Genomic DNA, 21,314 nt, shown 5'->3' with positions numbered 1-21,314 from the left:
TAATGCAGCCCTAAAGGCGTTGTAAGGCAAAACCTCCCATCGGACGTCGCCGCCGCTGCGGTCGTGGCCGCAGACGCGCGGCGGATTTGTCCGATCTTGCCTCATTTTCGAAAGCTGGATGCCCGACGCCGCAGCAAGATTGCCGGTCTCAACCGGGGAGGCCGGCGTCCGCACACGTCACGGCCCCCTGCCACGACCAGGGAGCGTCGCGATGCAGGTCAACACTTTCCTCGTTCACGGTGACATCGATCACCACCGCCACGACAAGCTCATCGGCGACGTTGCCGGGCGCGCGAGCTTGTTGCCGGAAGCCGGGCCATTGGGCATCTTCGGAGCGGTCGTCGGGCACGACGGCAGTGGTGCGGCATTGCCGGACATCGGCCCCTACGATTTCTCCAACGCCACGCGCGTGACCGATGCCATGCCGCTGGGCAGCACGGGTGCGGCCATTCGCATGTCGCTCACACCGCACGCGGATATGCCTCAGTACGTCGTCAAGGCGTGCCCGAGCGCGGGGCATGCCGCGCAGGCATGGCTGGCGTCGCGACTCTTCGGCGCAGTGGGACTGGCGACGCCTACGGCCGTGCTGGTGCGCGGGTGCTCGCAAGCGTTCGATGGGACGCACGATCCGGCGCGCGTCTATCTGGCAACGACGTTTCTGTCCCGATATCAAGATCTCGGCGACTGGCTGGAGAGTGACGATGCGTGGCGTGTCTTCGAAGGCGCATCCGGTGCCGATGGACCCGGCGCGCGCGACATCTCCCGGTTGCAATCGGCGAGGGACGAGGCGACGGCGGCGGGACGGCAGATGGCGGGAATGGTGGCATCCAACGGCGCGCCGTTCCATGCGCTGAGCGGCGAGGCGGCGAAGGGGTATGCCGATGCACTGGCGCGTCGCAATGTCATGCGCCATCGGCTTTGTCACGCGTTGCCGGACGTCTATCAATGTGCGCTCGAGCGTCACTATGTCGCCGCGCTCTGGCTCGGCAACCGGGATATGTGCAACGTCTTCATGGAGAACATCGGCGTCTGGCGGGACAAGAACGACCTGCCGTATGCGATGTCGCTCGACTTCGACTCGGCGGATTTCGCCGCCACGCTTGAGGCTAACGCGCTAGCGGATGTCTCTCAACCCTACGGCGATCGTTACGCACCCTTTGCCCGTCGTCTGAAGGGACTCACGGGCGGGGCGTCGAACAAGACAGTGCACGACGAATTGAAGAACCCGGTCGGCGTGCGTGCACTGGCGGCCGAAATGGCCTACCGGCTCGGCCGGATTTCTGCGCAGGACATTCGGCCGTGGGCGCAAAGCGCGCATGCAGTGGCGAGGGCCGGAGATGCGGCGTGCGGTACTTCACCCGGCGCTGCGGCCGCGTGCTGCGAACCGGATGCGCTCGTGCCCCGGCTGCTGGCGCAACGCGATCACTTGGTGGAGCGCCTCGGCGGCACGTGGGCCGCGCAAACCTGGGCGCACATGTATGGCACGCGTGCTAAGGCGATTGATGCTCGGCAGGCGCCGTTCCGGTGTGCGGGGCAGCGTTAATCGCCGACGGTGGCCTCAGACGCTTCGGCGTCTGAGCGCCATCTGACCGTCAGGTCGCCGACGGCATCCCCAGCAATGCCGGTGCGGCGCTCACGAGCGTATCGATGGCGGCGCGCAGCTTGGGAGACGGATGACGCGTGTCGGGCCAGACCAGATGCAACGGTGTGCCCGGCACGCGAATCTGCGGCAGCAAGCGCACCAGTGTGCCGTCGTCGATCGCGCGCATGATGACCCAGTGTGGCATGCAAGCGATGCCGAGCCCCTGTTCGGCGGCTTCCACGAGCGCGATCAGATCGTCGAGGATGAAGCGCGGCGAGCGATGCGGACCGTCGGCGGGCATCATCGGCGTGGGCCATCGATACAGATTGCCCGCACGTCCGTACATCAGACATTCGTGAGCGGCGAGATCTTCAACCGTCTGCGGTGTGCCGTACGTTGCCAGATAAGCAGGGGACGCGCACAGCATCATCGTCTGCTCGCCCAGCGAACGCGCTTTGAGTCCGGGCGTATCGTGGAGCCGCCCGCTGCGCACGGCCAGATCGTAGCCTTCCTCCACCAGATCGATGCGGCTGTCGCAGAACGCCATCTCGAGGCGCAATTGCGGATGCGCCTTCGCCAGCGTCAGCAACACGGGCGCGATGCACTGCCGCCCGATGTGCACGGGCATCGTTACGCGCAGCTTGCCCATCGGCGTTTGCGAACCGGCGCTCAGTTCGTCTTCTGCCTCGGACAATTCCGTCAGCACCTTCGTGCAACGTTGATAGAACGTCTGGCCTTCGCCGGTCAGGTGCTGGCTGCGGGTGGTGCGGTGGAACAGACGTACGCCCAGCCGCGTTTCCAGTCGACCGATACGTTTGGCGACGGCCGAGCGGGTGAGGTGCAGCCGTTCGGCCGCGCCCGCAAAGCTTCCGGCGTCGACCGCCGCGACGAATGCCGAGATGCCCGAAAGCCGGTTGGGTGTGTAGGTCTCATTGGTTCTCATAAGTCGCCAATTAGTAGAGAATTTACCGTCACTGCTGCGAAGTATTCTCCAATAAGCTGATCCTTGTCCACCCGGCACACTGGGATATCCGTTTTGAAAACGTCGACGAGGAAATTGGCAATGACAACGATGCAGCAATGGCAAATGACGACGCTGGGCGAAGCCTCGCTCAAACTGGCGAGCGTGGAAGTCCCGACGCCCGGGCCGGGCCAGGTGCTAGTGAAGGTCAACGCAGTGTCGCTCAACTATCGCGACGCCCTCATGATCGACACCGGCATGGGATTGCCGGTGACATTTCCGTTCGTGCCCGGTTCGGACATGGCAGGGGAAGTGGTGGCCGTGGGCGATGGCGTGACGCGGGTGAGCGTGGGCGAGCGCGTTATCAACACGTTCTGGGATCGCTGGGACGAGGGGGAACTGGCACCGGCCGGTTTGCAGATCTTCGGTGGCACCTTACAGGGTGTGCTTCGGGAGTACGCGGTATTTGACCAGGCGGCGCTGGTGCGCGCGCCGTCCACGCTTGACGATGTGGCCGCGTCGACGTTGACGTGTGCCGGGCTGACCGCGTGGTTTGCGCTGTTCGGGACTGGCCGCAAGCTCGCGCCTGGCGAGACGGTGCTGTCCATCGGCACGGGCGGTGTGGCATTGTTTGGCGCGCAACTGGCGCTTGCACGCGGGGCAAAGGCCATCGTCGTGAGCGGCAGCGAGGAAAAGCTGGCCCGCGCGGCGGCGCTGGGGGTGACGCACGGGGTCCAACGTCGGGAAGGTTGGGCGGACGAGGTCCGTCGACTGACCGAGGGGCGGGGCGTCGAGCAGGTGCTGGAACTGGCTGGCGGCGACATGCGCGAGACGATGTCGGCGCTCGCGCCCAACGGCAAAGTCTCGGTGATCGGCACGCTGGGCGGGGATTTCCTGCAAATCCCGGTCTATCCGGTGCTGCTCAAGCGGGCGCATGTGCAGGGCATCGGGGTGGGGCACCGGCAGGGGCTGGAGGCGCTCAGTGCGATGATCGACCGCCACGGCATTACGCCGGTGGTGGACGCCGTCTACGACTTTGCCGACGCCGCGCAGGCGCTGTCTCACCTGCGCCGCGGGGCGTTCGGCAAGGTGGTGGTGCGTGTCTCCGGGTCAGTTGCCTAACGTCCCAAGCTCGCATAAACTATCGACGCCACAAACCCCGCGTGACTGGCGATTAGGGCCCACACCCTTGTGTGCCCGAGGTGGAGCAACCCACCGGGAAGCGCCGGGGTCTTATTTGCCGTTCGCCTGGGCAGCCGTGATGGTTGGTGCTGCCCTGTCTATCGTCTTCCGAAGCACAAAGGAAGACGCGCCGCAGCATCCCCTCCCGGAAAATCTGTTCAACTCAACGGAACCGCCATGTTCGACAAATCGAAATCTACCGTTGCCTCCGTCGATCCCGACGTCTGGGCAGCGATTCAGAAAGAAAACCAGCGTCAGGAAGATCACATCGAACTGATCGCGTCGGAAAACTACACCAGCCCGGCCGTGATGGAAGCGCAGGGTTCGCAGCTGACCAACAAGTATGCGGAAGGTTATCCGGGCAAGCGCTATTACGGCGGTTGCGAGTATGTCGACGTCGTCGAACAACTGGCGATCGACCGTGTGAAGGCACTGTTCGGCGCAGAAGCCGCCAACGTGCAGCCGAACTCGGGCTCGCAGGCTAACCAGGGCGTGTACTTCGCCATGCTCAAGCCGGGCGACACGATCATGGGCATGAGCCTCGCGCACGGCGGTCACCTCACGCACGGTTCGCCGGTCAACATGTCGGGCAAGTGGTTCAACGTCGTGAGCTACGGCCTGAACGAAGCCGAAGACATCGATTACGACGCCGCCGAGAAGCTGGCGCAACAACACAAGCCGAAGATGATCGTGGCAGGCGCCTCGGCCTTCGCGCTGAAGATCGATTTCGAGCGCATGGCCAAGATCGCCAAGTCGGTCGGCGCTTATTTCATGGTCGACATGGCGCACTACGCCGGTCTGATCGCCGCGGGTGTGTACCCGAACCCGGTGCCGCACGCCGACTTCGTCACCACGACCACGCACAAGAGCCTGCGCGGCCCGCGCGGTGGCGTGATCCTCATGAAGGCGGAGTTCGAGAAGTCGATCAACTCGGCCATCTTCCCGGGCATTCAGGGTGGTCCGCTCATGCACGTGATCGCCGGTAAGGCCGTCGCGTTCAAGGAAGCCGCATCGCCGGAATTCAAGGAATACCAACAGCAAGTCGCGAAGAACGCACGCGTGATGGCCGAGACGCTGGTCAAGCGCGGTCTGCGTATCGTGTCGGGCCGTACCGAATCGCACGTGATGCTGGTCGACCTGCGCGCCAAGAACATCACAGGTAAGGCTGCCGAAGCCGCGCTGGGCGAAGCGCACATCACCGTCAACAAGAACGCGATTCCGAACGATCCGGAAAAGCCGTTCGTGACGAGCGGTGTCCGTCTGGGCTCGCCGGCGATGACCACGCGTGGTTTCAAGGAAGCCGAAGCAGAAAAGGTCGGCAACCTGATCGCCGACGTGCTGGACAACCCGGAAGACGCTGAAAACCTGGCCCGCGTGCGCGCACAAGTGGCTGAGTTGACCAAGCGTTTCCCGGTCTACGGCTAAGCCACGGCGTCGCACGCATGCGCTGCCCGTTCTGCCGGCACGACGACACGCAGGTCATCGACTCGCGTGAAGCGGAAGACGGCGCCGCCATCCGGCGGCGTCGGAAATGCCCGTCGTGTGACAAGCGCTTCACGACTTACGAGCGCGTCGAACTCGCTATGCCGGTCGTCGTCAAGAAAGACGGCAGTCGCGCCGAGTACGACCGCGCGAAAGTGCGCGCCAGTATGCAGTTGGCGATTCGCAAGCGCCCTGTCAGTGCCGAAGCGATGGATGCCGCGATTGCGCGCATCGAGTACAAGCTGCTGGCCGGTGCCGAGCGTGAAGTGATCAGCCAGCGCATCGGCGAACTCGTGATGCGCGAGTTGAAGCGGTTGGACAAGATTGCGTACATCCGCTTCGCGTCGGTGTATCGAAGCTTCGAAGACATCGCAGAGTTCCGCGATGTCCTTGAGGAAATCGACAGTCCGGACGTCAAGCCCAAGCGCAAGCCGGTGACCTGAGCACGGGAGGCATACGCTGCCAGCGTTTAAGACTGCCGGACAGACCTAGGTGGGGAAAGCCCTCGCCGGTCGAATGAATGACGAAAAACCCGTCGAGCCTGAAAGGGCGCGACGGGTTTTTTTATGGGCATCCGCACGGCATCCTCATACGTTGATGACCGACATCCTCGACGTGGAACTACCCGAAATTCACGCATGGGACGCGGCTGAAAGGTGCTGTCACGCTGTTGCGCGGGCGCTGTACGCATCGACGCTTTTGGGGAAATAAGAAGCGGAATAAACATTGTTTTGGGATGACTCTGAAGATATTTAAATGATTATTATAAGAATGATCCCAAATGAAAATTCTGATTGAATTATAGGGTAAGTACTAAAAATTATCCGAGTTGACAGGATTTCGATAGTTCGTCTCTAGAATTCACAACCTTGATGGTGGCAGGCGTGTCGCCGTTTTGGCGATAGCGAGTTAATTCGCTATTTGATGTGAATTGAAATAAGAGATTTATCGAATGCAAAGGAATCATCCGAAGTCGAATGTCCTGCGTCAGACGAAGATTTGTGTGGCAGTTGCAGCGGTGGTGACCGCCGTGTTGCCCGTCTACGTTCAAGCGCAAGCGGTGCCACAGCAGCTTGCACAATGGGAAATTAATCGCAATGATCGAATTTCGGAAATTGCGAGTGCAATCGGAGGTTTAAGGGGGGATATCGATAGGGCGAGAATTACATCACGTTTTGCCGATGGAATCGATATTCAATTGTCTTTGGTAAATAAGGTTGTTGCCGATGCTGTGGGGAACGAGGATAGGGAGAAATCTTTCAAGCATCTGGCGTCCTCCATTGCCGATGATCTAAAGATCGAAGATGCGCTGCTTACCGATGCGGGTCGTAAGCAAAAGCTTGCACTGTCGGCGCTTAAGGAAAAGCTCGAAGAAGCCGCTGCCGCAGCAGGGGGTGGTCGGCAAGACGACATCGATCGTGCGCAAAAGGCACTGGAAACGGAGGTCGCAAAGCATGCTCGTTTTCTCGCCGACAGTGAACAGGCGTTGGAGGCGCTCAAGCGCGAAGCGCGTCTGCTGGGGACGAAACGCGACCGCGTGCAAGGTGTGACGTCCGAGGTCGAGCTCAATGGACTCACCAATACCCGTCAGCTCCGCGTCACCACGTCGAACGTAGCGACGCTTGGGGGGGCGCTGACGTGGAGCGACAGACATCTGACGAATTTCATGGGGGCGGACGCGACGACCGACACCCACAATGCGCTTGGCAAGGACAGCATTCTTGAATTCACCCGTCGCTCGGGAGAGGAGTCGGATGCGATCGGAGGAACGGGCGGCGTGCGCGACGTGGGCACGCTCCACGCGCGCGGGTCAGCGGACCACGATGTGCGGGTCGACGGCGGTACGCTGAATGTTCACCGGAAGATAGGGGGCGAAGGCCGACTCGGCGTCACGGTCGGCAAGGGAGGCACGCTGCACTTTGCCGACGGTGGCATCGGCGTCTCGTCGCATGCGAAGGACGTGACGTTGTGGGCCGGTCAACGACATCATCGAGGGCCGGGTGGGCGGTGCAGTCCTCGGGCAGTTGGTGCTGCTTCCCGCAGGCTCCGCCGAGCAGCGTCGTGCGGCGCGCATGCTCTCGGGCGAATCGCTTGTGAACAATGCGGATGCTGCTCATAACGCGTCAGACGCCTTTCGCAGCAGCATGCAGACGCGTATGCTCGCGGGCGGCTCGCTGCCCGACTGCAATGCAACCAACGGGCAGCGCGCGGGCCAGAACGGCGTGTCGGTCTGGGGCTCGTTCAAGGGCGCGGGCGCGAATCGAAGTGACGGCGAACAGAGCTTCTCGATCTCGGGCATCGACGGCGCCTTTGGTGTCGACAAACGCCTCAATCAGAACGCGCTCGTGGGTGTCGCGTTCGGGTTGGGCAGCCGGACGTCCCGCGCCGACGATCTGCCAGGGGACGCCAGCATCAGAAGCGCCAGCGTCGGCCTGTACGGCTCGTATCTGAGCGACGCACGCTGGTTCGCCAACGGCGGCCTCTTCTTCACCAACCATAACGTGACGACCGAGCGCACCGTGGCCGCGCGCGATGTGTCTGCACGTGTGTCCGGCAAGACCAGTGGCCGCACGCTCGGGCTGTTCGGCGAAGTCGGTCAGCGTGTGCTTGCCGGCGGTATGAACGTCGACCCGTTTATCGGCATGCGGATCGCCTCGACGCGTCTGAACGGCTACGACGAAACGGATCGCGACGCCGGACAGGGCAACAACGGCCTGCACGTCGGGTCGCAGATCAGCAACTCGCGACGGGCCATTCTCGGCGTGCGTCTGTGGCGCGAGTTGGTGAATACGAGCGGCGGCAGCGTGATTCCGTCATTAAGGCTGGCGTACGAACACGAGTTCGGCGATACGCAAAGCAGCCTTACGAACGCCATTTATGGTGCACCGCGTGCGTTCACTGTAAAGGGTGTCAAGCTCGGCCGCGATATCTTCACCGCCGATCTGGGCGCAGACGTGCGCGTCACCCGGCAACTCAACGTCCATGTCGGCGGCAATCTGAGCCTGCGCTCGGGGGAGAAGGCCATCGCGGGTGGCGTAACGGCGAAGTACATGTTCTGACGTGAACGCCAACGACAGGCGCCACAGCGCGTGTCGCAACAAGGAGGCCCCCAAAAGCAAACCGCCCGGTCAACGCCGGGCGGTTTGCTATTTCTGTGGTGCGTCGATGTCGTCAGAACGAGTGCGACACCCCGATGTAGGCACCCATCTGATTCTTGCCCGCAGGCGGATTGTCCAGCGAGTCGCTCGGAATTGCCGCTACCGAGAAGCTCTGGCCCGAGCTGTTCATCACGTACGCGATCGTGCCGTACAGGAAGGTACGTTTCGAGAGGTTGTAAGTGGTGCCCAGTTCGGCCATCGTGGCGTGCCCGAAGCCGCCTGCCACGTTGACGTGATAGACCGCCGCGTTCGCGGCCCAAGCTGCCGTCGCCTGATACTTCACCCCGGCCCAGTAGTGGTCGGCGCGTGTGGCGAAGTTGGGGGCGGGTGCGTCCGGCGCTGACATGTGCGTGTAGCCCAGCGAGATAGTGAAGCGGTTCAGGAAGATATTCGCACCGGCGAAATATTCCCGCGAGGTAGCGAATATGTCGGTGAAGCGTCCGTTGGTGTCGCGAATTTCGTCATACAACGCGCGCAACTGGAACCGGTCGTGCGTGTACGTCAGCTGTGCGCCCATGCCACGGCCGTTGTTGAACTGCCCGGCGATGTTGGAGAAGGCGTACTGACCGGCAATGTCGAACCCGCGCCAGTTCGGGCTTTGATAATTGACGGTATTGCTCGCCTGCGGCCAGTTACGTCCGCGTACCAGCGACGCCGACGAGAAGGCCTGCTGCTGGAACGGATCGAAGTCCCAGACACCGTTGCTGATGAACAGGTTGCGTCCGAGCGTCAACTGGCCCCACGAGCGGGAGTTGAAGCCGACCAGGGCACGGCGATCGAAGATCGAACCCGAGCCGTTGTTGTTGTAGCCGTTCATCAACTGGAAGCCGCCTTCCAGATTGAATACCGCATGCAATCCCTGTCCGAGATCTTCGTAGCCGCGCAGGCCGAACAGGCTCGTGCCGTAGTCGCCGCCCTGTGCGCTGAAACGCGAGGTGGTGCCGCCGTTGCCGTCCTGCAAGTTATTCATGAACTGAAAGCCGCCGTCGACGCGGCCATAGAGTTGCACGCTCGATTGCGCGTGCGCAAACGTACCGATGCCGCAAAGCAGGCTTGCTGCAATGAGCTTCTTCTTCATGATCTGCTCCCCAGGTTGCGTTTTGCCCCGCACCTTCTTTTGCGTGGTTATGCCCGTCGTCGTCGCGACACGCCCGCGCGGGGGCGTGCACAGACATCGGCGGAAAAGCCTGAAATTTCGTTACGAGTGACGAGAAATCGGCAAGCGGGGTCGCCTGGGCAACGGGCGCCGCGTGGGGGAACGCGGCCGGTTGCGAGTGATGCCTGCACGTTCTGCATATCCATTTCGGACACTTCGAACGTCACGCTCTGGCTTTCAGAGATCGTCGTCATGGCAGTCCACTGGCGTTGGGTCGGCGACAGCGCGATGCGCGCGCTGCCATGCGACCGGAGTGCGTGGCGGGAAGGGGCGTAACGATCCAGCTTGTGGGTCGATTAAGTTCGCATTACGTACGATTTCTCGACGCGATACAAACGCACCTTCGCCTGATTGGCTTCTTTATATCCGAATTCCTCCTGATGCAACATAAGGGAAAGGCTTAGTTTTTCGACTGTTGCGCGCCAACAACCAGAAAGCGCCCGGCGTGATATTCCTTTGGCGAAAAGTCCCGTGGGGACGTTTCAGTCATCCGTTTTGGTCTGCGGCTCAGGCACGTCGGTCCGGCGCACCAAAGGCTTCCATCTTGCTGGCGAGGTGCGTGAGCAAGCGGTTGGCGGCACCGGACAAGCGTCGCCCGGCGCGCGTAATCAGATGCGCCTCGGCACTGTTGAGAATCGGATGGTCGATGGGCAGGGCGCGCAACACGCCAGCGTCGATTTCCTGCGAGACGGCAAAGGTCGGCAAGAACGTTGCGCCGAGACCGGCCCGCACGAAGTGCTTGAGCACAGAAATCGAGTTGGTCGTGACCGTTGGCACGAGCCGGTGCTTCTCCGACTGCTCGGCCAGTTCCATCAGTTGACGCGTGCCGTAGGCGCCGTGCATGAGCGCGAGCGGCGCATCGTAGAGCGCGTCGAGCGTGAGCGTGCCGAGCTTGTCCGCCTTCGCGATCAGGGGCGAGCCGGGGGCGACGATCGCATGCACCGGTTGCGCCAACTGGGCGCGAGAGACGATCTTGGGCTCGGCGGGCGGGTTGTAGACGAGTCCGATGTCCGCATCGTCTTCCGCCACGAGCCGCATCACTTCGTTCGTCCCTGCGAGATCGAGCGTGAGGGTGATGTCGGGATAGCGCTTGCAGAAGAATTGCAGCGGCGCCCCCATCAGATCGCTGACGAAGCCCTCGCCGACGGCCAGCCGGATATGGCCGCGCCGCAGTCCGCGCACTTCCTGAAGCTTGGCGAGCAAGTCCTCCTGGTGCGCGCGCTGCTCGCGGTAGTACTCCATGAGCAAACGGCCAGCCTGCGTCAGGTGGACCCCGCGCTTGTGACGTTCGATGAGCGGTAGCGCCAATTCGGCCTCCAGCAAGGCGATCTGGCGGCTGACGGCGGACGGGGCGATGTCGAGTCTGTCGGCGGCGGCGCGCACCGTGCCGCACTGGACGGCTTCGAACAGATACGACAGACGGCTTTCGTTGATGGCGGGTGTCATGCCCTAAAGACTAATAATTAGAACAAAAATGTTCAAGCGTTGTCATTGAGCGTCATTTTTTTTCAATCCACACTGCGAAGCATGCGGATCGGCCCCGACGCCGTGCAACGAACCCAGGCGAGGCCCGGTGTCGGCGGTCCGATTCCGCGCCACTCACCCCTCGGAGGCACCCGATGAGCCTGACGATTCCACCGCGCAATTCGCGATTCGGCATCGATCATCCGCTGGTGACGGTCCATGACCATCCGCGGCGGCTGGCGCATTACGAGCGCATGGGATTTGCCCCGTCGCCGGTCTCGTATCACCCGTGGGGCACGGTCACGTCGCTGATGATGTTCGGCGACAACTTCATCGAACTGATCGGCGTGGACGACGCGAGCAAGTTCGGCACGAACGCCGTTGGCGACTTCTGCTTCGGACGCTATCTCGGCAGCTTCCTCGCCCGCGAAGAGGGCGTCTCCCTGGTTGCACTGCACAGTAAGGACGCTCGCGCCGACCATACCCGCCTCACGCAGGCCGGGCTGGAGACGCAGGGCATCATCGATTTTCGCCGCGCGATGCGCAAACCCGATGGCGCGCCCGACGAGGCCGTGGTGGCGCTGGGCCTGTTCATCGACGACGCGCTCGGTGACGCTTCCAATTTCATCTGCCACCAGCATCGCCCCGAGCTGATCTGGGTGCCCGAGTGGCAGAACCACGCGAACGGTGTCACCGGCATCGTCGGTATTACGTACGTGACGCCCGACACGGTGTCGTTGCGCACGCTCGCCACACGCTGGCAGCGCATGTACGGTGCACGCCACGTCGATTTGTACGACGGCGGCGCAGTGGCCGACACGGGGTGCGGGCACTTGCGGGCGATGTCGCCGCAGCGCGCCGAAGCGCGTTATGCCGCCGTGGGCCTGCCGATGGCGCAGGGCTTACGCACGCACGCCGTGGCGATCACGCTGCTCACGCCGGATCTGGCGCACGTCGAGGCGTTGTGGCGGGAGAACGGCGTGCCCTATGGCTATAACGAGCATGGACTGGTAGTGGAGCCCGAATTCGCGGGCAATGTGGTGCTGGAGTTCGTCAATCACTAGCGCCCGCCGCAAAACGCATCAACACATAACGATCCCCTGAATTTACTCACCGACCGGATGTCACGGGCGGTGTCGAGCAACGCGGCGTCGCCCGTGGGGGCGGCGTCATCTTCGCAGTCAAATTGGAGTCAACATGAAAATCATCGGAGTGGTCGGACTGGGCAATATGGGACGCGGCATGGCGCTGTCGTTGCAGCGCGGCGGTTTCACGGTGCTTGGGTTCGATCCGTCGCCGGCCGCCGGTGCCGCGCTGGCGCAGGCCGGTATCGGTCTGCGCGCGTCGGTCGCCGAACTGGCTCGCGAAGCCGACGCCCTCGTGCTGTCGCTGCCGACGTCGCAAGTCGTCGAGGCCGTGGTGAACGGCGCGGACGGCATCGCCGCGAACGGGCGTGAAGGTCTGGTCGTGGTCGACACGTCGACGGCCGATCCGGAAAGCACCCGCGCGCTGGCCGTGACGCTGCGCGAAAAAGGCATTGCCCTGGTCGACGCGCCGGTCTCCGGTGGCCCGAAGGGCGCGCTGAACGGCGCACTCACGATGGTGCTGGGCGGCTCGGCCGAAGACGTCGCCCGCATCGAGCCGGTGCTCGCCGCCATGTCGGCCAAGCGCGTGCACATCGGTGACGTGGGTGCCGGTCACGTGACCAAACTGATCAACAACCTGATGTGCGCCGCCCACCTCGTGGTGGCCGGTGAAGCGATGCGTCTGGCGAAAGCTGCTGGCGTTGCCCCGGAGCAAGTGCTCGAAGGCCTGAACGCTGGGTCGGGCCGCAGTGGCATCACGCAAACCAACTATCCGACGTGGATCCTGAACGACGCCTTCGACTCCGGCTTCACGATGAAGCTCATGCGCAAGGACGTGCGTCTGGCCATGGCGCTGGCCGAGCAGACGGGCACGCTCGCCACGGGCCCGCTGTCGGCGGAAGTCGGACGCCTGTGGGCCGCGAGCGCCGCGACCGTGGGCGACGACGAGGACTTCAACCGCATCGTGCAATTCATCGAGCCGGGCCGCGCCTGAGCGCCGCGCACCTGCATCGATGCTTTACGACGTACCTCTCTGATTTTTTGTTTTGACGACACGATGCGCACCTGAGTGCGCATCGCACGGAGCTTTCTCATGGCAGACCAACAAGCCACCGCTTTGCTCGGCGCATTCGCCAAGTTTTTCCCCAACGCCACCACCATCGGCTCGTTCGTCAATGGCGAACTGGTTGAAGGCTCGGGTGAGTCGAACATCGACATCGTGAACCCGGCCACCGGCCAGACCGTGCTGACCTATCGCGATGCGGGTGCCGCCGTCGTGGCGCAAGCCGCCGATGCCGCGCAAGCTGCACAAAAGACCTGGTGGGCGCTCACGCACGCCGCGCGCGGTCGTGTGATGCAAGCCGTCGGTGCGAAGATTCGCGAAAACGCCGAAGCGCTTGCCCAGCTCGAGTCCATCGGCGCAGGCAAGCCGATCCGCGATTGCCGTGGTGAAGTCGGCAAGGTGGCGGAGATGTTCGAGTACTACGCTGGCTGGACGGACAAGTTCTTCGGCGATGTCATTCCCGTGCCGAGCACCCACCTGAACTACACGCGTCGCGAAGCCATGGGCGTGGTGCTGCAAATCACGCCGTGGAACGCGCCGGTCTTCACGTGCGGCTGGCAACTGGCCCCGGCGATCGCCATGGGCAACGGCGTGTTGCTCAAGCCGTCGGAACTCACGCCGGCCAGCTCGCTGGTCGTTGCCGCCCTTGCCGAGCAGGCCGGTGTGCCGCGCGGTCTCATCAATGTGCTCGCCGGTTTCGGCCATACGACGGGCCAAGCTGCGATTTCGCATCCGGTCGTCAAGAAGGTCGTGTTCGTCGGCTCGCCCGCCACGGGCAGCAAGATCGCCACGGCCGCTGCGCAACGTCTGTTGCCGAGCGTGCTGGAACTGGGCGGCAAGTCGGCCAACATCGTGTTCGACGACGCCGACCTCAAGCGTGCCTGCCTCGGTGCGCAGGCCGCCATCTTCTCGAGCGCGGGTCAGAGCTGTGTGGCCGGTTCGCGTCTGCTGGTGCAGCGCGGCGTGTACGACCAGATGATCGACATGCTCGCGCGTGGCGCGGAAAAGATTCGCGTGGGTGAGCCGATGGACGACACCACCGAAGTCGGTCCGATCTGCAACCGCACGCAGTATCAGCACGTCATGAACATGATCGACGCGGGCGTCGAAGGCGGCGCGCGTCTGGCCGCCGGTTCGCAGCAACGCAGCGACGGCGGCTTCTTCGTGCGCCCGACCGTGCTGGCCGATGCCAATAACGCGATGGGCGTGGCCCGCACCGAAATCTTCGGCCCGGTGGTCGTCGCGATTCCGTTCGACACGGAAGAAGAAGCGCTGGCGATTGCGAACGACAGCGAGTTCGGTCTGGCCGGTGCCGTCTGGACTCAGGACGTGGCCCGCGCGCACCGTGTGGCGTCGCAGGTCAACGCCGGTACGTTCTGGATCAACGGCTACAAGACCATCAACGTCGCCTCGCCGTTCGGCGGCTACGGCCACAGCGGTTATGGTCGTTCCAGCGGTGTGGAAGCGCTGTATGAGTACACGCAGACGAAGAGCGTCTGGGTTGAGACGGCCGCCAATCCGGCCACGCCGTTCGGCTACGTCTGAGCGTGACACGCCGGGTGGCCGGGGGCGAAAGCCCGCAGTCGCCCGGTGGGAATTGCTGTCATCGTGCGTTCAGTTGTCGGGAACGCGTGGCGATAGGGCAATAAATGGGTAGTGAGTTTGCCGGGCACCGGTCGTGAGACGTTGTGCGGCACGCGAGCGTTTCAGCCTGCGGGACAGGGGGCCGAAACGGTGTTTTTGACCGCGTATAATGCCGCCCTCGGGTGGTTCGGCGCGGGGGATTGATTACGCTGTTGCTGTCACTAGGGTCTGTTCACATTAATACGGGCTCGTGTTGCCCGGCCAAAGGGGCGAGCGCAAGGAATGAGCCGAAGCGAATATCGGGAATATTCGCGAGGATCATGACGCCGCGATCGCCCCTTTGGGTGGAAAACCCGAAGGGAACGTGCCCTACCGGCCGTCTGGCGGCGTTGCCCGCAGCTTGCTTGGGGCGACCAAGCAAGCTGCGAGCGCCTTGCCAGCCAGCCGGTAGAACACGTTCACGAGCCCGTATTAATGTGAACAGACCCTAAGGTATGCCAACATGGCGGGCGTTCAGCCGCCATGCCCCAAGAGTTCGCCGGTGTATCCCGTCAGGATCGGATCGACGGAGTGGACCGGACGGACGGCGTGCCGAACTTCCTTAACTACCGAAATGGTGGCCGACCCGCCGAATAGCTCGACGGCGCACGGCATCGGACCGGCTCAATAGCAAGTGCAGTGGAGACCCAGATGGCAGTCATGGAACAAAAAGCGGCCAAGCCGCAGGGAGGCGCCTTCAGCGATGGCGTGCGCCTGTATGTTTGGGCAATCGTGATCCTGGTGGTCGCGGAGCTGATCGGTGCGATCAGCATCAATGCCGGTCACGGCAAGATCGTGTTGTTGCCGATGGTCTGGGCCTTGTTGCTCGGCGCGGCATTGGGCCTGTCGCAGGCGCGCTTGCCGCGTTTCGCACAGATCGACTTGTCGATGCAGCACAAGGCAGCCGCCATTCTGCAACCGGCGCTGCTGCTGTTCGTGGCAAAGCTCGGCCTGCTCGTGGGCGGCTCGCTGCCCAAGCTCGTGGCCGCCGGCTGGGCGCTGGTGTTCCAGGAGTTCGGCCACTTCGTCGGCACGATCATTCTGGGCCTGCCGGTCGCACTGATGCTTGGCATCAAGCGCGAAGCCATTGGCGCGACCTTCTCGGTCGGCCGTGAGCCGAGCCTCGCGATCATCGGCGAAAAGTACGGTTTCGATTCGCCGGAAGGCCGTGGCGTGCTCGCCGAGTACCTGACGGGCACCATCTTCGGTGCGGTGTTCATCTCGCTGTTCGCGGGCTTTGTCGCCAGCCTGAACCTGTTCCATCCGCACTCGCTCGCCATGGGCGCCGGTGTGGGCTCGGGTTCGATGATGGCCGCTGCTGCGGGTGCGATTGCCGCACAGCAGACGCCGGAAGTCGCCAAGGAAGTCGCCACGTTCGCCGCTGCGTCGAACCTGATCACGACGACCATCGGCACGTACTTCACGCTGTTCATCTCGCTGCCGCTCGCCGTGTGGGGCTACCGCGTGATGGAGCCGGTGCTGGGCCGCATGAGCAAGCGTGGCCGTGCCAACGCCGAAGCCGCTGCCGTGGCCGACGCCGAAGCCGCCAAGGAACTCAAGGAAGCCAGCAAGGCGCACACCGTCGAGATGAACTTCGGCGCACGTCTGTTCGCATGGTTCTTCTCGGGCGCCCTTGCGCTGGTCGGCAACAGCATGGCCTTCAAGACGCCGTTCCTCGACGGCGTGCCGGGCATGCTGATCATCATCGGTGCCGTGCTTGTGGGTGAAGCGCTGTACTTCGTCACGCGCCGCAAGGTGCCGGCCGTGTGCTGGGTGTCGCTGATCGCGATGTTCCTGACGTCGCCGGCCTTCCCGTTCGCGCCAGTCGTCGAGCAGTTCACGGGCAAGATCAACTTCCTGTCGCTGGTCACGCCGATGCTGACTTACGCCGGTCTGTCGGTTGCCAAGGACGTGCCCGCCTTCCGTCGTCTGGGCTGGCGCATCGTGGTTGTGTCGTTCCTCGCGAACGCCGGTACGTTCCTTGGTGCCGCGATCATCGCCGAATTCTTCCACGTGTAATGCCTGATGGCGAACGCGCGACGGTGACAGGTCGCGCTTTCGCAGGCAGTCGGAAGACGCAATAGCTGGAATGCTGGAAAGCGAAGGGCCGGGTCCTGCGGTATGCAGGCCCGGCCCTTCGTGTTTTAAGGCGGAGGAAAATCATGGCTTCGTCGTAGCGGCGTCAGCCTGCGCCCGGTCGTGATAGTAGCGACGGAAGAAGCTGCGGATTTCCGCGGCCGAGAGCTTGCCGTCGCGATTGACGTCGATCTCGTCGAAATGCTGGTACAGGAACGGCTCCGAGGCGGCGGCTTCGTCGCGGCTCAGATAACCGTCGCCATCCTTGTCGGCCGCCTTGAAATAGCGCTCGAACGTGGCGCGACGTGCCTGCAACTGGCTGCGCTGATACGCGGCCCATTCGTTGCGGTCGATCTTGCCGTCGTGATTGGTATCGATGGCGTCGAACGAACGCTGCAGGTACAGGCCGAGTGCGGCGTTCTGATCGGCGGCGTCGCCGTAGTCCGGGCCTGCCGTGGGCGGCGGCGGCGGATTCGGCGTGGTCGGCACGACACCGTTGACGGGCGGCATGCCCGACTGTGCGAAGCTCGGCATCGCGGCCAGCGACAGGGCGGCCACGCCCGCACAAACGGTCACGACAGCGAGGGTCCGGCGGCCGAGGCGTCGTGTCTTGAGCGTGCTAAGCGTACGCTGGCGAAGGGTGTCCTGGGAGTTCATAGCTCGCTTCTCCTTATTGCATCGTCAGTTGAGCGGGGGCCGTGCATCGCCCCTTAATGACAGCAGTCGGCTGCCGTCGGTCTTCGGCATGGATCAGCGACGACGGCGATCGTCCGTGATGACATTACCGATCACGCCGCCGACGACGGCGCCGCCCACGGTCGTGCCGAGGTCACCGCCGGAGATGAGGGCGCCGCCCAGTGCGCCGACGCCAGCGCCGACTGCGGTATTACGCGATTCGCGCGGGGTCATCCCGCCGCAACCGGCCAGCGTACCAATGAGCGCAGCGCCCACGAGGATCGGGGCGACCGAGCGCGAAAGACGTGAGATTTGCGAGATCCGTCGTTGTGTGGTTTTCATGACGCATGACTCCTTCGGGTGGGGCGCCAGGCCCCGGGATATCCTCAGGCAGTTCGCGGTCCGTCGGCTTCGACTCGCTGCCGGATGGCGCACCGCCTGCTGTTCGTAAATTCGTTGATTCGACGTTGATGGCTGACGTTCAGTGGGCTGTGGCCGAGCCGTTCTCCGGCGCGGCCACGCCGTCGGCCGGGTTCGATTCCCGATAAGCCGGCGGAGGCGGGGGCGGCGGATACGGTCGTCCCTGTGCATCTGTCGGATACGGGCGGCCATAAGCGTCCGTCGGCGGATAAGGGCGACCGTAGGCGTCGGTGTTCGGGACCGGTGCCGCGGGGGCTGCATACGGGCTGCACGCAGAACCCGGCGCATACGGCGGTGGCCCGCAGTTCGGATCCGCCGATCGATATGACGGATTCGTACTTTCGATACCTCGATACGGCAGTCGCGGCTGAGGCGGCGCTTCATACGCGCAACCTGCCAACGTCAACATTACCGACGCGAGTCCGACTGCTGAGGACACCTTGGCAATGCGCGACTTCATGTCACACGCCACCTCTGTATTGGCAACACCTTCACGGTTCATTCTCATCATGACCTCCGTTCGAGCGCGGTGTTTGTCCCGCCCTTCGCCATCATGGATTGCGTGAATCGAAACGATCCACCCAGGTTGGACGCAGATTGCGGGATTTGGATCGCTGCATCTTGTAAATCTTTGTAATTGCTTCGCGATGCACCGTTTCACGCGGCTTTGAGGGCATATTGCGCTGCACACAACACATCTCATATTTCATGCAGTCCGAAGTAATGTAGGAGTGCGCTGACGGTGTATGCCTACGGATCGAACAAAATGTGCTTAAGCCGAAGGCGTGAGCGTCGGATACGTGAAGTGCGTACTCATATGGGTATCTGCCGATTTCGGAGCGCGATTTTCGTATTCATTTTGTATTCGCGTTCATATACGAAACTTCCGGTGCGTCGATGCGCTTCCCATGCGAGAAATGCATGACATCGAAATTGTTCAATTTTGAAATATCGGATGGGCGACGTCGGCGGCAAAGCGGTTTTCCGGCGGCATGCGGCCAACTTGCGATAACCCCACGCATTACGCGATGTCTGTCATCGTAATTCGCGTCGTGTGCGTGGAAATACCGGGAAAGTCCGGGGGAGTGTTTGCGCTTAGTTTTCGCCGCAAGCTGCGTTTGCGCTGGCATACTGTGCGCGCTGACATTGTGTATCGATGTCAGCGGACGTTGAGAATTAACGATCGAGGTGCCCCGCCTAACGGTGCAGGCTCACATATGCCACAAGTCAAGAAAGAAGACATTCGTCTCGCCATTCTCGAAGCCTCGCATGCCCTGTTTCTCGAAAAAGGGTATGTGGACACCACAATGGTGCAGATCGCCAAGCGTGCAGGAATTTCGCACGCGAACATTTACAGCTACTTCACTGCGAAGCTGCAAGTCTTCTTCTGCGTCTACGACAAATGGTTCAAGGCGCGTATCACGACGCTTGAATCGGAAGTCATGTCGGCACACGGCGCGCATGCCCGCATGCGCACGCTGCTCGCTGGCCTGCTAGTCGACACGCCGAGGCTCGACAACGGCTTCTCGCACAATCTGGTGCAGGCGCTCTCCACGGTGACGCCGGGCGATCCCTACGATCCGTCGTTGCTTCAGTGGTTCAGGGAGCGCTTGTCGGCGATGCTGGCGGCCTGTGCGCCGAGTCTGGCGCGTGATGGTGTGCGACGCGCACGTCTTATCGACATGCTCGTGCTGACCTTCGACGGGTGCCTCGTGAACCTCCATGTCAACCCGGCCTCGCTGCCGGACGTGGCCATGCTCGAGGAGTACGTTGCTGCCTTCCTGTCGACGGAGCCCGCTGAGTCGGCGCCTGCGCCGCAGGGGGCAGATTCGGTGACGGCGTCCGGAACGACTGCGACAGCCTGAACAGGACGCCGATGCGATCACTTCCCTGGACAGCCCTTAATCTCGGACGAAAGCTCAAGTTTCACCAGCTTCAGGTCTTCGACCGCGTGCTCGAAACGGGTTCGCTCGTGCGCGCCGCTAACGAAACCGGACTTACGCAGCCTGCGGTGAGCAAGATCGTGCATGAGCTGGAAGCCTGTTTCGAAGGCCCGCTTTTTGTGCGCAGCAATCGCGGCATGCAACCGACCGAACTCGGCGAGCTGCTGGGCCATCGCGTGAAATCGCTGATGGCCGAATTGCGCTACCTGACGGACGAAGTGAACGCGTTCAGTGCGGGCACGAGCGGGCATGTGATTGTCGGCACGCTCATTTCGGCCGCCGCCGACTTGTTGCCGCGCACGATCGCCATGCTCAAAGAGCGTACGCCGGGCGTGCTGGTGACGGTGCGTGAAGCGACGACTGCACAGCTCTTTCCGGCGCTGGCCAGCGGCGATCTGGATATCGTGGTGGGACGCTTGCCCGAGCGCTCGCTGCCGGTGGCCAACGCCTTCGCACTGACTCACGAAATTCTCTTTAACGAATCGCTTAGCGTGATCGGCGGCAAGCGTCACTGGACGCATCTGCCGGACCGTGTGCCGCTCGCTGAACTGCGCGAAGGCGCGTGGATTCTGCCGGTACCCGAGTCGCCCTCGCGTCTGGCGGCGGAGCGTCTGTTTCACGATGCCGGGCTCGCGTTGCCGGAAGACGTGGTGGAGTCGCTCTCAGTGCTCACCAACATCGGCCTGATGCTGGAGACGCCTCGCGTCGCGCTCATGCCGCGTGCGGCGGCCACACCGTTCGTGGAGTCGGGCTTGCTGCGCGTGCTTGCCGACACGATGTCGGGCAGCTTCGGCGACGTCGGCTATTCGCTACGCGCGGACAAGTCGCCCAGTCCGGCCTGTGCGCGCTTCGTCGCCTGCTTGCGCGAGGCATGCGGACTTAAGCCGTAGCGGTCGTGGAACACAGAAAAAGGGCGTGCCGAGGAATCGGTACGCCCTTTTTTCATCCCGCGACGCAAGGACTTACAGGCGCGCGAGCGAAGACACCAGCCCCGGGTTCTGTTGGACCAGCCGTATCAGGCAGGCGGCCTGGGCGTTCGGGCGCGCACGCCCTTGCTCCCAGTTCTCCAGCGTTCGGGGATTGGTCCGGAGATAGTGGGCGAAGACGTTACGGGACATGCCCAGATGTTTGCGCAGGGCAAGCAACTCGTCGGGGAAGACTTCCAGCTTGGGAAGCGGTGTACGCGGCAGCTCCTTGATGTTGAGCGGGAGGTCCGCAGGGAGCCCGTTCTTGACGTGAGCAGGCTCGGCGGGCGGCGGCGCACCGGTGTCCTGCGTGAGCAGCCAGCGGAAGGGATTCGAAGGCGTATTGGTGTAAGCCATAGTCCTGACCGGTGTCGTTAGTTGTGGATCGGGTGCGCTTGCAAAGGCAATCAAGCGGAGCCGATTGCACCACATCCATTTGCTGGGTGCTTTCACAAAACACTCCCGATTTTCGCGTCTGA

Annotated in this window: 18 protein-coding genes and 1 riboswitch; of the genes, 12 read left to right on the top strand and 6 right to left on the bottom strand. The window is 62.9% G+C overall.

The features are described from left to right. The first annotated feature begins 211 nt into the window (after positions 1 to 211). On the top strand, positions 212 to 1,543 hold the full coding sequence (locus NTU39_RS18875; protein WP_150666080.1) for a hypothetical protein: 1,332 nt from the start codon (positions 212 to 214) through the stop codon (positions 1,541 to 1,543). 49 nt (positions 1,544 to 1,592) lie between these two features. Here NTU39_RS18875 and NTU39_RS18870 read toward each other — a convergent pair whose 3' ends face one another. Further along, positions 1,593 to 2,525: a LysR family transcriptional regulator gene (locus NTU39_RS18870; RefSeq protein ID WP_150666081.1), complete on the bottom strand. Its 933-nt coding sequence runs from the start codon at positions 2,523 to 2,525 to the stop codon at positions 1,593 to 1,595. 129 nt (positions 2,526 to 2,654) lie between these two features. On the opposite strand from NTU39_RS18870, the gene NTU39_RS18865 reads away from it, so the two are divergent. The 5 genes from NTU39_RS18865 to NTU39_RS18845 all read left to right on the top strand — a co-directional run bounded on the left by NTU39_RS18865 (position 2,655) and on the right by NTU39_RS18845 (position 8,266). Continuing rightward, positions 2,655 to 3,665: a zinc-dependent alcohol dehydrogenase family protein gene (locus NTU39_RS18865; protein ID WP_257960106.1), complete on the top strand. Its 1,011-nt coding sequence runs from the start codon at positions 2,655 to 2,657 to the stop codon at positions 3,663 to 3,665. Positions 3,666 to 3,696: 31 nt separating this feature from the next. Then, positions 3,697 to 3,804: riboswitch (ZMP/ZTP riboswitch) on the top strand. Positions 3,805 to 3,902: 98 nt separating this feature from the next. Next, a complete protein-coding gene (glyA, locus tag NTU39_RS18860) occupies positions 3,903 to 5,150 on the top strand; it encodes a serine hydroxymethyltransferase (RefSeq protein WP_150666082.1) in 1,248 nt (415 codons plus the stop codon). A 17-nt stretch (positions 5,151 to 5,167) separates the two neighbouring features. Further along, the gene (gene nrdR, locus NTU39_RS18855; protein WP_257958285.1) at positions 5,168 to 5,650 is read left to right on the top strand and encodes a transcriptional regulator NrdR; all 483 of its coding nucleotides are present in this window, start codon (positions 5,168 to 5,170) and stop codon (positions 5,648 to 5,650) included. 509 nt (positions 5,651 to 6,159) lie between these two features. After that, positions 6,160 to 7,326 (top strand): hypothetical protein, encoded by a 1,167-nt coding sequence (locus tag NTU39_RS18850; RefSeq protein ID WP_257958284.1) that lies wholly within the window; start codon positions 6,160 to 6,162, stop codon positions 7,324 to 7,326. After that, positions 7,208 to 8,266, top strand: coding sequence for an autotransporter outer membrane beta-barrel domain-containing protein (locus tag NTU39_RS18845; RefSeq protein WP_257958283.1), 1,059 nt, complete (start codon positions 7,208 to 7,210; stop codon positions 8,264 to 8,266). The genes NTU39_RS18850 and NTU39_RS18845 overlap by 119 nt, the downstream gene beginning before the upstream one ends. A gap of 112 nt (positions 8,267 to 8,378) precedes the next feature. On the opposite strand, the gene NTU39_RS18840 is transcribed toward NTU39_RS18845, so the two are convergent. Further along, positions 8,379 to 9,443, bottom strand: coding sequence for a porin (locus NTU39_RS18840; protein WP_150666085.1), 1,065 nt, complete (start codon positions 9,441 to 9,443; stop codon positions 8,379 to 8,381). Positions 9,444 to 10,028: 585 nt separating this feature from the next. After that, positions 10,029 to 10,967 (bottom strand): LysR family transcriptional regulator, encoded by a 939-nt coding sequence (locus NTU39_RS18835; RefSeq protein WP_257958282.1) that lies wholly within the window; start codon positions 10,965 to 10,967, stop codon positions 10,029 to 10,031. 173 nt (positions 10,968 to 11,140) lie between these two features. On the opposite strand from NTU39_RS18835, the gene NTU39_RS18830 reads away from it, so the two are divergent. From NTU39_RS18830 to NTU39_RS18815, 4 genes are all read left to right on the top strand, one after another. Next, positions 11,141 to 12,049 carry a VOC family protein gene (locus NTU39_RS18830; RefSeq protein ID WP_257958281.1) on the top strand — a complete coding sequence of 303 codons (909 nt, stop codon included), beginning with the start codon at positions 11,141 to 11,143 and terminating at the stop codon, positions 12,047 to 12,049. 133 nt (positions 12,050 to 12,182) lie between these two features. Continuing rightward, the gene (locus NTU39_RS18825; protein WP_150666088.1) at positions 12,183 to 13,064 is read left to right on the top strand and encodes an NAD(P)-dependent oxidoreductase; all 882 of its coding nucleotides are present in this window, start codon (positions 12,183 to 12,185) and stop codon (positions 13,062 to 13,064) included. A gap of 99 nt (positions 13,065 to 13,163) precedes the next feature. Beyond that, a complete protein-coding gene (locus NTU39_RS18820) occupies positions 13,164 to 14,678 on the top strand; it encodes an aldehyde dehydrogenase family protein (protein WP_150666089.1) in 1,515 nt (504 codons plus the stop codon). Positions 14,679 to 15,407: 729 nt separating this feature from the next. Beyond that, positions 15,408 to 16,775, top strand: a complete 1,368-nt coding sequence (locus NTU39_RS18815; RefSeq protein WP_150666090.1) for a DUF3100 domain-containing protein — start codon at positions 15,408 to 15,410, stop codon at positions 16,773 to 16,775. A gap of 141 nt (positions 16,776 to 16,916) precedes the next feature. Here the strand turns inward: NTU39_RS18815 and NTU39_RS18810 are convergent, their stop codons facing one another. Then, the gene (locus tag NTU39_RS18810; protein WP_150666091.1) at positions 16,917 to 17,489 is read right to left on the bottom strand and encodes an EF-hand domain-containing protein; all 573 of its coding nucleotides are present in this window, start codon (positions 17,487 to 17,489) and stop codon (positions 16,917 to 16,919) included. 93 nt (positions 17,490 to 17,582) lie between these two features. Further along, positions 17,583 to 17,849, bottom strand: a complete 267-nt coding sequence (locus NTU39_RS18805) for a YMGG-like glycine zipper-containing protein (protein ID WP_246184715.1) — start codon at positions 17,847 to 17,849, stop codon at positions 17,583 to 17,585. 1,295 nt (positions 17,850 to 19,144) lie between these two features. Here NTU39_RS18805 and NTU39_RS18800 point away from each other — a divergent pair. Beyond that, a complete protein-coding gene (locus NTU39_RS18800) occupies positions 19,145 to 19,792 on the top strand; it encodes a TetR/AcrR family transcriptional regulator (protein WP_174985030.1) in 648 nt (215 codons plus the stop codon). Between the two features lie 11 nt (positions 19,793 to 19,803). Next, the gene (locus NTU39_RS18795) at positions 19,804 to 20,760 is read left to right on the top strand and encodes a LysR substrate-binding domain-containing protein (protein ID WP_150666093.1); all 957 of its coding nucleotides are present in this window, start codon (positions 19,804 to 19,806) and stop codon (positions 20,758 to 20,760) included. A 72-nt stretch (positions 20,761 to 20,832) separates the two neighbouring features. Here NTU39_RS18795 and NTU39_RS18790 read toward each other — a convergent pair whose 3' ends face one another. Next, complete coding sequence (locus NTU39_RS18790; RefSeq protein WP_150577059.1) at positions 20,833 to 21,192, bottom strand: helix-turn-helix domain-containing protein; 360 nt, start codon at positions 21,190 to 21,192, stop codon at positions 20,833 to 20,835. Positions 21,193 to 21,314 lie beyond the last annotated feature (122 nt).

The sequence above is a fragment of the Pandoraea commovens genome, assembly GCF_024704525.1.
In the GTDB taxonomy this organism is placed as follows: domain Bacteria; phylum Pseudomonadota; class Gammaproteobacteria; order Burkholderiales; family Burkholderiaceae; genus Pandoraea; species Pandoraea commovens.
The sequence above is the reverse complement of the archived record's forward strand: the minus strand, read 5'-3'. Positions and strand labels throughout refer to the sequence as shown.